Origin of the sequence: Pseudoalteromonas sp. NCIMB 1079 (genome assembly GCF_040567695.1) — a bacterium.
Classification (GTDB): domain Bacteria; phylum Pseudomonadota; class Gammaproteobacteria; order Enterobacterales; family Alteromonadaceae; genus Pseudoalteromonas; species Pseudoalteromonas distincta.
Map to the genome: position 1 here is coordinate 1,011,921 of NZ_JBEWZA010000001.1, position 13,708 is coordinate 1,025,628.

Consider the following 13,708-nt stretch of genomic DNA (forward strand, 5'->3'; position numbering starts at 1 on the left):
GTCGTCGCCATATATTTGCCATAAACAGTCTTGTACTACGGTGTATTTATCCTATTTTGTGATACTATCACTTTATTGTCGTGTCGTAGTTATTTAAATATTTGGATTTGTCGTGGCGCAAGTAAGAGCAAGAGTCCAGCTTAAAGTTGGCAGAAATAGTGATATCCCTGCAGAAATAATCTCATTTACTGATTTAAAAGATGGTAAAGAACATATTGCTATGGTGTTTAACAACGCCGATACAGAGCAAGATGTACCGCTAATTCGTATGCATTCAGAATGCCTAACGGGCGATGTATTTTACTCATCTCGTTGTGATTGTGGTGAGCAGCTAAATGAATGTATTGAAATGATGCACGAGCAAGGCGGTATTTTATTGTATTTACGCCAAGAAGGCCGTGGCATTGGTTTATACAACAAAATTGACGCTTACGTATTGCAATCGCAAGGTATGAACACCTACGAAGCTAATAATCATTTAGGCTTTGCTGATGATTTGCGTGACTTTTCGGATGCGGTATTAATGCTCAATGCGCTTAATTTAAGTCACGTTAAATTAATGACTAATAATCCTAAAAAGCTTAATGCATTAAAAGATGCCGGTATTAATGTTGACTCGGTTGTGGGCACACATGCGCACATAAAAGCGGGTGTTGCGGGTAATAAATCGTACCTAGAAACAAAAATTAAGCATGGCGCGCATATGTTAGATATTAAGAAAATTAAAAAACCTTAATCATTTAATTACGTTTCGTCTATTAATCCCCCCTCACGCCAAGTTATACTTGGCGTGTTTCGTTTTAAATTAAGAGCAAGTATGTCTACACAATTACGAATTTTTAAAGCCGATGCAGGGCTAAAGTGGTTAAAAGCCGGATGGCTTATTTTTAAAACCCAGCCAGCAACCTTTATTTTTATGCATTTATTTATTGGCATTGTAGGGCTGCTGTCTTTATTTTTACCGCTGCTGCAAGTAGTAGCAGCACTCGCTACGCCATTTTTAACCGCAGGGTTTTACCAAGCGGTGCTTAGTAAGCAACAGGGCGGAAAAATTATGCTAGCCGATATTCTCAAGCCATTTACGGCTAAAGGAAATCGTTTAGGGTTATTACGCTTAGCACTTTACCAAATGGGTGCGGGTATTTTAATGGCGTTACTTGCTAATGGCTTATTTGCCGATGCAGTGGCTGTTATGAGCCAACCAGGACTTGATCCAAACGTGGCGCTAGAACAAATGCTTGAGAGTATTTCGGGCGCGAATGTAATTTTATTTTTTATGGCAATGCTAATTTATTTAACGGCATTTGCGTACGCTGTGCCACTTGTTTATTTTAGTAAAGAAACACGCATTTTAACGGCGCTTAAAAAATCGTTAATGGTGTTTTATCATAACATTTTGCCACTTGGCGTTTTTGGCCTTATTTGCGCATTATTTATGGCGCTTTCGATGTTCTTATCGTTCTTACCACTGTTGATTTTAATGCCGATTTGCTACATTAGCTTTTTTGTATCTTATCAAGCCATTTTTATGCCTGTTGTACCATTAAGTGACGACATTAATGTTAAGCCACTTAGCAGTGAAACAAGCGGACGTTTTGACGCTTAATGGATGATAAATTAAAGCAAAAACTAAAAAACTATGTACTTTGGTTACTAGGGCGCCAAGAATATTCGCGTCGTGAGTTAACGCTCAAATTACAGCAAAAAGAAGCGACAGAAGAGTTTATTGAAACGCTGCTTGATTGGTGCGAAAAGCACAATTTTATTAACGAGCAGCGATACTGTGAAGGCTTTGTAAGAAAACACATATTTAAATGCCACGGGCTTAAGCGAATACAAAGCGAAGCTATGGGCAAAGGGATTGATCGTTCGCTACTTGAAATGGTAGTTGAAGAGCTTGAAATAGATTGGTTTGAGCTTGCGCAGGATGCGTACAATAAAAAATATTCGAATACACCGCCAGATCTCGATTACAAAGATAAAGCTAAGCGCGTGCGCTACTTAATGTATCGGGGTTTTAGCTACGATGAAATTAATTTTGCAATGCAAGCACAGTAAATACAGGTGAGACTTTCAAATGCAGCACATGACTACCGCACAAATTAGGCAACAGTTTTTAGACTTTTTTGCCAGCAAGCAACATCAAATAGTACCTTCTAGCTCGCTTATACCGGGTAACGATGCCACGTTGTTATTTAATAATGCCGGCATGGTGCAATTTAAAGATGTATTTTTAGGCGCAGAAAGCCGCCCTTATACACGTGCGACAAGTTCGCAGCGCTGTGTACGTGCTGGCGGTAAGCATAACGATTTAGAAAACGTAGGCTACACTGCTCGCCACCATACATTTTTTGAAATGTTAGGTAATTTCAGCTTTGGTGATTACTTTAAGCAAGACGCGATTAAATTTGCGTGGGAGTTTTTAACTGAGGTTGTAAAACTACCAAAAGAAAAGCTGTTAGTAACTATTTACCATGATGACGAAGAAGCCTTTGGCTACTGGGCTAACGATATAGGCTTACCTGAAGACCGCATTATTCGTATTGCGACTTCAGATAATTTTTGGTCTATGGGTGATACCGGTCCTTGTGGTCCATGTTCTGAAATATTTTATGATCACGGCGAGCATATTTGGGGCGGTCCTCCGGGCACACCTGAAGAAGATGGTGACCGTTTCATTGAAATTTGGAACTTAGTATTTATGCAATACAACCGTCAAAGCGACGGGACTATGGAGCCACTTCCTAAGCAATCTGTTGATACAGGTATGGGCCTTGAGCGTATTTCAGCTATTTTGCAGGGCGTGCATTCAAACTACGAAATCGACTTATTCCAAGGCTTAATTGCGGCCGCTGCAAGCGTTACCAATGCACAAGATATGGATGATAAATCACTTCGCGTGGTAGCCGATCATATTCGTTCGTGTGCATTTTTAATTTCAGATGGGGTTATGCCTTCAAATGAAGGCCGTGGTTATGTATTGCGTCGTATTATTCGTCGTGCAGTACGTCACGGTAATAAGTTAGGTGCTAAAGGCGCGTTTTTCTATAAATTGGTTGCTGCACTTATTGAGCAAATGGGTCAAGCGTACCCAGAACTTGCTAAGCAACAAGAAATTATTGAAAAAGTACTGCGTATTGAAGAAGAGCAGTTTGGTAAAACGCTTGAGCGTGGTTTAGCTATTTTAGAAGAAAGCTTGAGTGATTTAACCGGGGATGTGATCCCAGGTGACTTAGTATTTAAACTTTACGATACCTATGGTTTCCCTGCCGATTTAACAGCCGATGTAGCGCGTGAGCGCCAAATGACCATTGACCATCAAGGTTTTGAAGCATGTATGGCAGTGCAACGTAAAACAGCACAGCAAGCAGGCAAATTTGGTGCAGATTATAATGAGCAATTAAAATCAGATAAGCACACTGATTTTAAAGGCTATGATAGTAATCATTACCGTGGCACTGTGGTAGAAATTTTTGCCGGTGGCGAATCGGTATCGTTACTTGAAGATGGTCAACAAGGTATTATTGTTTTAGACCGTACTCCGTTTTACGCTGAATCAGGCGGCCAAATTGGTGATAGCGGAACAATTACTGTTGCCGGTGGTGAGTTTAATGTAACGAATACCACTAAATTGGGTAATGCTTTTGCTCATCATGGAACAGTTCAAGGACGTATTGGTGTTAACGATAAAGTGGATGCGACTATTGACGATGCACGCCGCGATAGCATTAAGAAAAACCACACCGCTACGCATATTTTGCATGAAGCACTGCGTCAGCTTTTAGGCGAGCACGTATCGCAAAAAGGCTCACTTGTGCAGCCAGATCGTCTGCGTTTTGACTTCTCACATTTTGAAGCGGTGACCAAACAAGAACTGCGCGAAATTGAACGCGTAGTGAATGACGAAATTCGTCGTAACTTTGCTCTTAACACTGAGCTAATGGCAATTGATGATGCTAAAGCCAAAGGTGCAATGGCACTGTTTGGCGAAAAGTACGATGACGAAGTACGCGTTGTGACTATTGGTGATTACTCAATCGAGCTTTGTGGTGGTACACACGTAGAGCGTACGGGTGACATTGGTTTATTCAAAATTGTATCTGAAAGCGGTATTGCTGCTGGTGTTCGTCGAATTGAAGCGGTAACAGGTGCAGAGGCAATTGCTTATGTAAGCGAGCAAGAGCAACAATTAGCTGATGTTGCAGCGCTTGTAAAAGGTGACAATGCGTCAGTGCTTGAAAAAGTAACTGCCTTACTTGAAAAGTCGAAAGGGCTTGAAAAACAAGTTGCCCAGCTTAACGATAAGTTAGCAAGTGCGGCGGGTGCATCTTTACTTGATTCGATTGTTGAAATTAACGGCGTTAAGCTACTTGTAGCAAATGTTGAAGGTACTGAATCTAAAGCACTGCGCGGTATGGTTGATGACCTTAAAAACAAAATTGGCTCAGGTGTTATTGCACTGGGTGTTGCCAGTGGCGACAAAGTAAGCCTAATTGCTGGTGTTACTAAAGACTTAACAGGCAAAGTAAAAGCCGGTGAGTTAGTTAACCACATGGCAGGCCAAGTAGGTGGTAAAGGTGGCGGTCGTCCAGATATGGCACAAGCTGGTGGTAGTGAGCCACAAAACCTTGCTGCTGCACTAGATAGCGTTACAGCTTGGTTAACTGAGCGTACTTAAGCCTAAGTGGCGCTTATTGTTCAAAAATTCGGTGGCACTTCGGTCGGCTCAATAGAGCGAATTGAAGCAGTCGCCGACCTTGTTGTAAAAACCAGACAACAAGGACATCAAGTGGTTGTGGTGCTCTCGGCTATGTCGGGAGAAACCAACCGCTTAATTAATCTCGCCAAACAAATTGATACTCGCCCGAGTAGCCGTGAACTAGATGTACTAATTAGCACCGGAGAGCAGGTTTCTGTATCACTACTTGCTATGGCTATTATAAAACGTGGCCACTCTGCTGTGAGCCTATTAGCCGATCAAGTCAATATTTTAACCGATAACATGTTTGGTAAAGCTCGTATTGCAGAGGTTGCTGCTACGCGTTTAAAGCATGAGCTTGAGCATAATCGTATTGCTATTATTGCTGGGTTTCAGGGGCGTGATGTTGAGGGCAACATTACAACGCTTGGGCGCGGCGGCACCGATACATCGGCTGTAGAAATAGCAGCGGCTATAAAAGCTGACGAATGCCAGATCTATACAGACGTTGACGGCGTATATACTACAGATCCTCGTGTTGAACCTAACGCGCGCAGAATGAGCCAAGTTACCTTTGCCGAAATGCTAGAGCTGGCAAGTTTAGGGGCGAAAGTTTTGCATATTCGCTCAGTAGAAGCCGCAGGAAAACATAATGTGCCACTTAGGGTGCTTTCGAGCTTTAATCCCGATGAAGGTACATTAATAAGTTTAGAGGAGAACGATATGCCAAGCAAGGTGGTATCGGGGATTGCGTTTAATCGTGACGAATGTTTAATTAAGGTACAAGGTGTGCCAACGGGCACGCAATATCTTTCAAAAATATTGAAACTTTTTGCCGAAAATGGCATCGAAATAGATATGATTAATCAAGTTAATCATAACTTTGAAAAAATAGACTATGCTTTTACTGTGCACTCGAATGATTATCTGCAAGCACTTGAATTATTGAGTGAAGATCAAGCTCAGCTCAGTGCTCAAAATATAAGCGGATTGCAAGCAGTAGCTAAAGTTTCTGCTGTTGGCATGGGTATGAAATCACATTCTGGTGTCGCTAGTTTATTTTTTGATGCATTAGCGCAGGAAAATATTAATGTGGTTTTAGTCTCGACTTCAGAGATTAAAATTTCAGTTTTAATAGATGAAAAGTATTTAGAGTTAGCTGTTCGTGCATTACACAAGGCATTTTTAACAGAAAATGGATAGATTGCGAGTTTTTACTTACTTTTCAGTCTAATTTTCATTAGTATGTTTAAGCGGAATCTTATAATTTTTATTGGAACATGGGAGCAAGAGAATGCTAATACTAACTCGTAGAGTAGGTGAAACCCTAATGATTGGTGACGAAGTAACAGTTACTGTTCTAGGTGTTAAAGGAAATCAAGTTCGAATCGGTGTTAATGCACCAAAAGACGTATCAGTGCATCGTGAAGAGATTTACATGCGCATACAAGCTGAAAAGTCGAACCCTAATCCGGGCAATGCTTAATCAACACGTATACGTAGTTGAGTAATTAACTCAACTAGACTAAAAGCCACTCACTGAGTGGCTTTTTTGTTTATAAAAGCGAGTGTTTCAGGACTAAGTATTTGTTTTGATATGTACTGCATGCCGCTTTTGTTTTTAATAATAATACCTTGCTGGGTGTCAATTACTTCGCTTATATTTTGCCATTCTAATTGATAGCTTTTGTAATGATTAGCAGATTTAATACCTTCTTCATCAAAGGTAAGTGTTACCTCAGAGCCTGATGCTCTGCTGAGCATTTGTCTGGTTACCCACCATGGTCTGCGATAGTAAAAAGCGACGCACTCGAGTACCGCTAACATGATCATAAACGATCCTAAGTAATGATCGTCTAAAACATAAATGCCAAATAAACCAAGCGCAACTAACAACACAAGTAAAAAGTATTTAGGTTTTGCACGCTTACTATAAGGGAGTGACTCATCAAAACACTCGTAAAAGTAGGGTTTATCTAATGTGTAGGTGGTTGTGAATGCCATTTTGCCTTGCTTTAAATATCGTTTTTTTTATTTTAACAAGCTAACTGCTAAATGAGCAGCTTTATAGTCAGTGATTTTATTACTGGCACAAAAAAACGGCTCGAAAGCCGTTTTTTTTAGCGGTACAAGAAGAATTAACAGTTAGTTTCTTCAGCGTTCACGCCTTCTTTAACATTTTCACATGCATCTTCAACAGAGTTTTGCACATCAGTTACTGCTTCGTCGATACGTTCGCCAGCATCTTCTGCATGGTTGTCTTCACAACCCATCATGAAAAAACCTGCAAATACTGCGATTAGTGCTGCTTTTAAAGTTGTAGAGTTCATAGTGTAATTCCTTGTAAGTATTAATTAAATTTTAGTGTTTGTTAGTTGAATGCTTTATCTACCTGGGTGATTTACCACGTAGTGCACCTGAAACTAATGAAATCACTAAAAGTACTAAAAAGATAAAAAATATAATTTTTGCTATACCAGCTGCGGCACCTGCGATGCCACCAAAACCTAACACTGCAGCGATTAAAGCAATAACTAAAAATGTAATTGTCCAGCGTAACATTGTTTTCTCCTTGGTTATCAAATTTGCTCATAATAACTAATGCCAGTTATATGCCAAAGTTTATTTGTTATAAATATCAATTGGTTATGGTTTTTTGCTGTTACTCTAGTTATTAGTTGCTTAGTAACTTTTACGCTTTGTTATGTAAGTTATTCACACTGTTGCAAATAACTGGTAAATATTCACTAAACAGACTTTATTTGGTAAGACCAATTAACAAGTGGTTATGGCTTTGCATTTTATATTAAAAATTGGTGTTTATTTTTACTTGGCTTGATAGTTAATTAACAACTTCCATATAACTATTAGCTATAGTCGTTATTTCTTGTATGTATTGTAGAGCGCGTGATTGCTGAGTTATAGCATGTAAATTAATTGAGTGTTATGTTGTTTATTGTTTAATTGGTTTTACCAATTTACAAGATGTAGACAAAGCGATTAGTTTTGTTATTATCCAGTGAATAAATATTTAATTAAATCGATTTTTTATTTTCGATATGGGTTTCAAGGGGAGAAAAATGGATATAGGTGCTCTACTCACAACGGCTGGTAACTTAATGCTTACTGGCATGGTTGGGGTGTTTGTATTTCTGTCGATATTAATTGGTGCAGTAACGCTTATGTCTAATTTGGTGACGCGCTTTAGCGAACCTGACGTGGCGACACCAGTTAAATCACCATCTTTTAAATCTCAAGGTGTGCCTAATGAGCACATCGCTGCTATTAGTGCTGCCATTGCTCAGTACAAATCAAATAATAAATAAGGGGCACACACATGGCTAAATTAAAATTAACAGAATTGGTATTACGCGATGCTCACCAATCATTATTAGCAACGCGTATGCGCCTAGACGATATGCTACCGATTGCTAGCAAATTAGACGATGCGGGTTATTGGTCTATTGAATCGTGGGGCGGTGCTACATTTGACTCGTGTATTCGTTATCTAGGCGAAGATCCTTGGGAGCGTATTCGTGCACTTAAAAAAGCGATGCCTAATACTAAACAGCAAATGCTATTACGCGGTCAAAACTTATTAGGTTACCGCCATTACGCTGATGACGTAGTTGAAAAATTTGTAGAACGTGCACATAAAAATGGCGTTGACGTATTTCGTATATTTGATGCAATGAACGATGTTCGCAATCTAGAAACAGCTATTAAAGCGGCTGTAAAAGTAGGCGCTCACGCTCAAGGTACTATTTCGTACACAGTTAGCCCAGTTCATACACTTGATATGTGGCTAACTCTTGCAAAGCAGCTTGAAGATATGGGTTGTCACTCAATTTGTATTAAAGATATGGCGGGTTTATTAAAGCCGTACGATGCTGAAAAACTAATTAAAGCACTTAAAGAAACTGTATCTATTCCAATTGCTATGCAGTGCCACGCTACAACAGGTTTAAGTACTGCTACTTACCAAAAAGCAATTGATGCTGGTATTGATATGCTCGATACCGCTATTTCATCAATGAGTATGACTTATGGACATTCTGCAACTGAAACTATTGTATCGATAGTTGAAGGGACTGAGCGTGATACTGAGCTTGATTTAAACCACCTAGAAGAAATTGCTGCTTACTTTAGAGATGTACGTAAAAAATATGCGGCATTTGAAGGTAGCTTAAAAGGGGTTGATGGGCGTATTTTATTAGCTCAAGTACCTGGTGGCATGCTTACAAACATGGAAAACCAACTTAAAGAGCAAGGCGCAGCCGATAAGCTTAATGAGGTTTTACTTGAGATCCCACGTGTACGTGAAGATCTTGGCTTTTTACCTTTAGTAACACCAACGTCGCAAATTGTTGGCACTCAAGCGGTACTTAATGTGCTAACGGGTGAGCGTTATAAAACAATTACTAAAGAAACTGCTGGCGTATTAAAAGGTGAATATGGCTTAACACCAGCACCAATGAATAAAGAGCTACAAGAGCGCGTACTTGATGGAGCGGAAGTTATTACTTGTCGCCCTGCTGATAACATTGCACCTGAGCTTGCAACGCTTGAAGCTGAGTTATTAAAAGAAGCACAAGAGCAAGGTTTAACACTTGCTGATGATCAAATTGATGACGTATTAACTTATGCATTATTCCCACAAGTTGGTTTGAAGTTTATTAAAAACCGCAACAACCCAGATGCATTTGAGCCAGTACCTTCTGTTGAAGATAAAAGCAGTAAAGCGCCTTCTAAATCAGCTTCAAATAGTAACAAAGTGAAGGCTGAGCAATACAGCGTAAAAGTAGATGGTAAAGTTTATGACGTAGTCGTAGCGCAAGGTGGTGAACTTAAGGAAGTAACATTAAAAGACTCTGAGCACATTCCTCAATCTGCTTCGGTTGCATCAGGTGAAACACTTAACGCGCCTCTAGCCGGTAATATTTTTAAGATTAAAGTAAAAGCTGGGCAAGTTGTTAACGAAGGCGATGTAGTGATTATTATGGAAGCCATGAAAATGGAAACTGAAATACGCGCTACGCATACCGGAACAATTGCTGAAGTGTTAGTTAGTGAAGGCGATGCTGTAACTACCGGCGACGCTATGATTGCATTAGCTTAGGAGTAAATAGAGGATGGAAGGTATTTTAAACCTCTGGAATGCGACAGGCATTGCTAACTTTACAATCCCATCGTTAATAATGATTGCGGTAGGGTGTTTATTACTGTTTTTAGCGATAGCTAAAGGCTTTGAACCACTATTATTACTACCTATTGGTTTTGGTGCAATTTTAACAAATGTACCAGTGGCAGGTTTGTCAGACCCAGGTGGGCTTTTGTACTACGTTTATTATGTGGGTATTGATACGGGGATTTTTCCGCTGTTGATATTTATGGGAGTAGGGGCGCTGACCGACTTTAGCGCACTTATTGCAAACCCACGTATGTTGTTATTAGGTGCGGCTGCACAGTTTGGTATTTTTGCTACATTGTTTGGCGCTATATTACTTAACTATGTGCCAGGTTTTGAATTTACTCTACAGGACGCATCGGCTATTGCCATTATAGGTGGTGCCGATGGGCCAACAGCAATATTTTTAGCATCAAAACTGGCACCTGATTTACTAGGCGCAATAGCAGTAGCTGCATATTCATACATGGCACTTGTGCCAATTATTCAGCCGCCAATTATGCGTGCGCTAACCACACCAGAAGAGCGCCAAATTAAGATGCCTGAATTACGTAAGGTATCTAAAAAGGAAAAGATCATTTTTCCTCTTATGGTACTTAGTTTAACGGCAATGTTTTTACCGGCTGCTATACCGCTTGTAGGTATGTTTTGTTTAGGTAACTTAATGCGGGAGTCGGGTGTTGTTGATAGATTAAGTAACAGTGCTCAAAACGAAATCATCAATGTTACAACTATATTTTTAGGCTTAGCTGTTGGTTCAAAGCTTGCTGCAGATAAGTTTTTAACTGTTGAGACGATTGGTATTTTAGTGCTTGGCGCACTGGCTTTTGCAATTGGTACGGCATCTGGCGTATTTATGGCAAAAGGACTTAACCGAATATCTAAAACGCCTATAAATCCATTAATTGGGGCGGCAGGTGTATCGGCTGTGCCAATGGCGGCACGAGTAGTTAATAAAGTTGGCCTTGAAAGTAACCCACATAACTTTTTACTTATGCATGCAATGGGACCCAACGTAGCGGGTGTACTTGGTAGTGCAGTTGCTGCGGGTATTTTATTAGCACTTGTTGGCTAAAAATGTAATTTAAAATAGATTAACCATTAAGCGCAGTTTACTGCGCTTTTTTTTGTTCTTAATTTCTTCGCCTCTTAATGGTTTCTTGTTCAGCACTTTTTGTTTACAGTAACAGCTCTTCAACATTTTAAGGATAGTTATCATGCTTCACACGCCTTTAGCAAAGCACTTGCCTCACGTTAGTAAACTTGTATTTGGATGTATGGGTCTGGGAGGCGGTTGGAATAAAGACGCAATCACTGATGCACATGTTAAGCAAGCTCATGAATGTATAGATAACGCCATTGAAGGTGGTATTAATTTTTTTGACCATGCTGATATTTATACTTTTGGTAAAGCAGAGCAGGTTTTTGGTAAAGCATTAAGTGAGCGGCCAGAGCTTAGAGAGCATATGTATATTCAATCTAAGTGTGGGATTCGTTTTGAAGATGATTTAGGACCAAAGCGCTATGATTTTTCATCAAAGTGGATTGAGCAATCAGTTGAAGCATCCTTGAAGCGATTAAATACAGACTATTTAGACGTACTTATGCTGCATCGTCCTGATCCACTCATGGAAGTTAACGAGATTGCTCGTATATTTAGTTGCTTAAAAGAAAGCGGTAAAGTGCGCAATTTTGCAGTGTCTAATATGCAGCAGCACCAAATGAACTTTTTACAACATGCACTTGATATGCCGATTGTGGCTAACCAAATTGAGGCTAGTTTACAAAAACATCAGTTTGTTGATGAAGGTGTATATGCCGGTAACAGTGACGGTAAAGATCTTAATTTTACGCCAGGTAGTATTGAGTACTGTCGCCATTTTGAAATCCAAATTCAAAGCTGGGGTAGTTTATGCCAAGGCTTGTACAGTGGTAGTGATTTATCAAACGCATCTCAGGCAGATATCAACACCAGTCTTTTAGTTAATAAGCTGGCTGCACTTTATGAAACCTCTGCTGAGGCAATTGTACTTGCATGGTTGCTTCGCCATCCCGCATCTATTCAGCCAATTATTGGAACAACTAATGCTAAACGGATTAAAGCCTCTTGTGATGCTGTAAACGTAGAGCTAACTCGTGAGCATTGGTATGCACTTTATGTAAGCGCTAAAGGCCACGAATTACCATAAGTAGGGCGTTAATATGAACATATTCGTTATTTTAATTGGTTTGTTTGTTGCGCTGGCGATACTTATACCCTTGCTTGAAAAGTATCAAAGTAAAATAGGGCTCAACGGCGCAACCAAATACAGTAAATATATTTGGCCATTAGTGATGGTGTCTTTAGTTATTCAGCTCATTTATGTACTGATGTACTAATGGTTAATAGCGTATACAAAAAAGCCTTTGCAGGGTAAACCTGCAAAGGCTTTTTTAATGTTTATTGATAAACTTTATTTAAGTGCTAACTGTAGCTCGCGATTGCGCTCAAGCTGGGCAATAAAGTTATCAGCAATAGGTTTAAACTTGGCAAGTTCTGAGCGAGGTAATGGCTCTGACTTAGGAAGTTTTACAGTTTTAGGATTACGGTGAACGCCATTTACTAAAAATTCATAGTGTAAATGTGCACCAGTAACACGACCTGTAGAACCTACAGTACCAATTTGTTGGCCCTGTTTAACTTTTTGGCCCGTTTTAACTAGCTTCTTATTTAGGTGTAAGTACTTAGTTACATATTGCGTGCCATGGCTAATAAATACGTAGTTACCGTTGTACTTGCTGTAACCGGCTTTAATTACTTTACCGTTACCAGATGCAACAACAGGTGTGCCAGTGCGTGCAGCAAAGTCGATACCACGGTGGGCTCTAACTTGCCCAGTAACAGGGTGTAAGCGGCGAGGATTAAAGCTCGAACTAATATATTTAAAGCTTACAGGCGCACGTAAAAATGCTTTTTTCATGCTACGCCCTTCAGGCGTATAAAAATTGCCGTCAGTATGGCGAATAGCTGCAAAGCGCTGACCTTGGTTTACAAATTCAGCTGCAATAATTTTACCAGTACCAATAAACTCGCCATCAACATAGTGAGACTCGTAAATTAAGCCAAAAACATCGCCTTTACGAATGTCGTTTGCAAAATCAACATCCCAACCAAATATGTCAGCAAAGTTCATTATTTGGCGTTCGCTTAAACCTGCTGCAATTGCTGAAGTCCAAAAATTGTTAGATATTTCTCCGCCAGCGGTTTTGGTTAGCGTTTCAATTTCTTTGCTATCAATAGCTGTATCGTAGTTACCTTCTTCGTTTAAGGTAACAAATAAAGTATCGGTTTTTGAAATCACATAGCGCAGTTGAGCTAAGGAGCCATCTTCAGCTGTCGCAAAACTAAGTATTTCACCTGGGTGAATTTTAGTCAGTTTGCGAGTCTCCGCATTAGTGTTAATTAGTTTATGAAGCGTTTGAGCCGAAAAACCAGCACGCTTAAAGATAATTGCTAAATTGTCGCCATTTTTAACTTTATGATCGACAAAGTCGTATTCTGGTAACTTTTCTGCTGCTTGCTCTGAATTTAGCTCAGTTAATTTTTCGTTGTTATCAACTTTAACTTGTAACTCATAGCGCTTACCAATTTCTAGTGCATTTGCACTATTGTCTTTGGATGCAGTGGCTTTTTCAGAAGGAAGAAAGGCTAAGCCAACAATAGCAGAAACCAAACCTAGAATAAGCAATTTGTGTTTTTTGGGGAGCGTGTGAACCACGTGAACCATAACGTGCCTTTTTCTGCTGTCAAGATAATAAATACATAATATTGCAGGATATAC

At 39.8% G+C, this 13,708-nt stretch carries 15 protein-coding genes; 11 read left to right on the top strand and 4 right to left on the bottom strand.

Annotation, left to right across the window (positions count from 1 at the left end; all coding sequences use genetic code 11):
- Window positions 1-112: 112 nt before the first annotated feature.
- The 6 genes from ABX891_RS04720 to csrA all read left to right on the top strand — a co-directional run bounded on the left by ABX891_RS04720 (window position 113) and on the right by csrA (window position 6,185).
- The gene (locus ABX891_RS04720; RefSeq protein WP_002961931.1) at window positions 113-736 is read left to right on the top strand and encodes a GTP cyclohydrolase II; all 624 of its coding nucleotides are present in this window, start codon (window positions 113-115) and stop codon (window positions 734-736) included.
- An 81-nt stretch (window positions 737-817) separates the two neighbouring features.
- Complete coding sequence (locus ABX891_RS04725; RefSeq protein ID WP_024595741.1) at window positions 818-1,606, top strand: BPSS1780 family membrane protein; 789 nt, start codon at window positions 818-820, stop codon at window positions 1,604-1,606.
- Entirely contained in the window at window positions 1,606-2,058 is a 453-nt protein-coding gene (locus ABX891_RS04730) for a regulatory protein RecX (protein WP_002961933.1), read from the top strand. The genes ABX891_RS04725 and ABX891_RS04730 overlap by 1 nt, the downstream gene beginning before the upstream one ends.
- Window positions 2,059-2,077: 19 nt before the next feature.
- Complete coding sequence (alaS, locus tag ABX891_RS04735) at window positions 2,078-4,678, top strand: alanine--tRNA ligase (RefSeq protein WP_354628999.1); 2,601 nt, start codon at window positions 2,078-2,080, stop codon at window positions 4,676-4,678.
- Between the two features lie 6 nt (window positions 4,679-4,684).
- Window positions 4,685-5,902 (top strand): aspartate kinase, encoded by a 1,218-nt coding sequence (locus tag ABX891_RS04740; protein WP_354629000.1) that lies wholly within the window; start codon window positions 4,685-4,687, stop codon window positions 5,900-5,902.
- 91 nt (window positions 5,903-5,993) lie between these two features.
- Window positions 5,994-6,185 (top strand): carbon storage regulator CsrA, encoded by a 192-nt coding sequence (csrA, locus tag ABX891_RS04745; RefSeq protein WP_004587515.1) that lies wholly within the window; start codon window positions 5,994-5,996, stop codon window positions 6,183-6,185.
- 50 nt (window positions 6,186-6,235) lie between these two features.
- Here the strand turns inward: csrA and ABX891_RS04750 are convergent, their stop codons facing one another.
- The 3 genes from ABX891_RS04750 to ABX891_RS04760 form a co-directional block, all read right to left on the bottom strand.
- Window positions 6,236-6,703 (bottom strand): YcxB family protein, encoded by a 468-nt coding sequence (locus ABX891_RS04750; RefSeq protein WP_165744115.1) that lies wholly within the window; start codon window positions 6,701-6,703, stop codon window positions 6,236-6,238.
- A 134-nt stretch (window positions 6,704-6,837) separates the two neighbouring features.
- Window positions 6,838-7,029, bottom strand: coding sequence for a hypothetical protein (locus ABX891_RS04755; protein ID WP_002961938.1), 192 nt, complete (start codon window positions 7,027-7,029; stop codon window positions 6,838-6,840).
- A 58-nt stretch (window positions 7,030-7,087) separates the two neighbouring features.
- The gene (locus ABX891_RS04760; RefSeq protein ID WP_002961939.1) at window positions 7,088-7,261 is read right to left on the bottom strand and encodes a DUF1328 domain-containing protein; all 174 of its coding nucleotides are present in this window, start codon (window positions 7,259-7,261) and stop codon (window positions 7,088-7,090) included.
- A gap of 518 nt (window positions 7,262-7,779) precedes the next feature.
- Between ABX891_RS04760 and ABX891_RS04765 the strand changes: the two genes are divergently transcribed.
- From ABX891_RS04765 to ABX891_RS04785, 5 genes are all read left to right on the top strand, one after another.
- Window positions 7,780-8,025 (top strand): OadG family protein, encoded by a 246-nt coding sequence (locus tag ABX891_RS04765; protein ID WP_002961940.1) that lies wholly within the window; start codon window positions 7,780-7,782, stop codon window positions 8,023-8,025.
- Between the two features lie 11 nt (window positions 8,026-8,036).
- Complete coding sequence (gene oadA, locus ABX891_RS04770) at window positions 8,037-9,818, top strand: sodium-extruding oxaloacetate decarboxylase subunit alpha (RefSeq protein WP_149593969.1); 1,782 nt, start codon at window positions 8,037-8,039, stop codon at window positions 9,816-9,818.
- Window positions 9,819-9,831: 13 nt separating this feature from the next.
- A complete protein-coding gene (locus ABX891_RS04775; RefSeq protein WP_008134608.1) occupies window positions 9,832-10,962 on the top strand; it encodes a sodium ion-translocating decarboxylase subunit beta in 1,131 nt (376 codons plus the stop codon).
- A gap of 142 nt (window positions 10,963-11,104) precedes the next feature.
- Window positions 11,105-12,076 (top strand): aldo/keto reductase, encoded by a 972-nt coding sequence (locus ABX891_RS04780; protein ID WP_024604017.1) that lies wholly within the window; start codon window positions 11,105-11,107, stop codon window positions 12,074-12,076.
- A 13-nt stretch (window positions 12,077-12,089) separates the two neighbouring features.
- Window positions 12,090-12,266 (top strand): hypothetical protein, encoded by a 177-nt coding sequence (locus ABX891_RS04785; protein WP_007583822.1) that lies wholly within the window; start codon window positions 12,090-12,092, stop codon window positions 12,264-12,266.
- Between the two features lie 74 nt (window positions 12,267-12,340).
- Here the strand turns inward: ABX891_RS04785 and ABX891_RS04790 are convergent, their stop codons facing one another.
- Complete coding sequence (locus ABX891_RS04790) at window positions 12,341-13,654, bottom strand: peptidoglycan DD-metalloendopeptidase family protein (RefSeq protein ID WP_024597684.1); 1,314 nt, start codon at window positions 13,652-13,654, stop codon at window positions 12,341-12,343.
- Window positions 13,655-13,708: the final 54 nt, after the last annotated feature.

Bases quoted from the DNA above. Each gene is read 5' to 3' on its own strand.
- ABX891_RS04725 (WP_024595741.1), top strand. From the start codon at position 818: ATGTCTACACAATTACGAATTTTTAAAGCCGATGCAGGGCTAAAGTGG.
- ABX891_RS04730 (WP_002961933.1), top strand. From the start codon at position 1,606: ATGGATGATAAATTAAAGCAAAAACTAAAAAACTATGTACTTTGGTTA.
- alaS (WP_354628999.1), top strand. From the start codon at position 2,078: ATGCAGCACATGACTACCGCACAAATTAGGCAACAGTTTTTAGACTTT.
- csrA (WP_004587515.1), top strand. From the start codon at position 5,994: ATGCTAATACTAACTCGTAGAGTAGGTGAAACCCTAATGATTGGTGAC.
- ABX891_RS04750 (WP_165744115.1), bottom strand. From the start codon at position 6,703: ATGGCATTCACAACCACCTACACATTAGATAAACCCTACTTTTACGAG.
- ABX891_RS04755 (WP_002961938.1), bottom strand. From the start codon at position 7,029: ATGAACTCTACAACTTTAAAAGCAGCACTAATCGCAGTATTTGCAGGT.
- ABX891_RS04760 (WP_002961939.1), bottom strand. From the start codon at position 7,261: ATGTTACGCTGGACAATTACATTTTTAGTTATTGCTTTAATCGCTGCA.
- ABX891_RS04765 (WP_002961940.1), top strand. From the start codon at position 7,780: ATGGATATAGGTGCTCTACTCACAACGGCTGGTAACTTAATGCTTACT.
- oadA (WP_149593969.1), top strand. From the start codon at position 8,037: ATGGCTAAATTAAAATTAACAGAATTGGTATTACGCGATGCTCACCAA.
- ABX891_RS04775 (WP_008134608.1), top strand. From the start codon at position 9,832: ATGGAAGGTATTTTAAACCTCTGGAATGCGACAGGCATTGCTAACTTT.
- ABX891_RS04780 (WP_024604017.1), top strand. From the start codon at position 11,105: ATGCTTCACACGCCTTTAGCAAAGCACTTGCCTCACGTTAGTAAACTT.
- ABX891_RS04785 (WP_007583822.1), top strand. From the start codon at position 12,090: ATGAACATATTCGTTATTTTAATTGGTTTGTTTGTTGCGCTGGCGATA.
- ABX891_RS04790 (WP_024597684.1), bottom strand. From the start codon at position 13,654: ATGGTTCACGTGGTTCACACGCTCCCCAAAAAACACAAATTGCTTATT.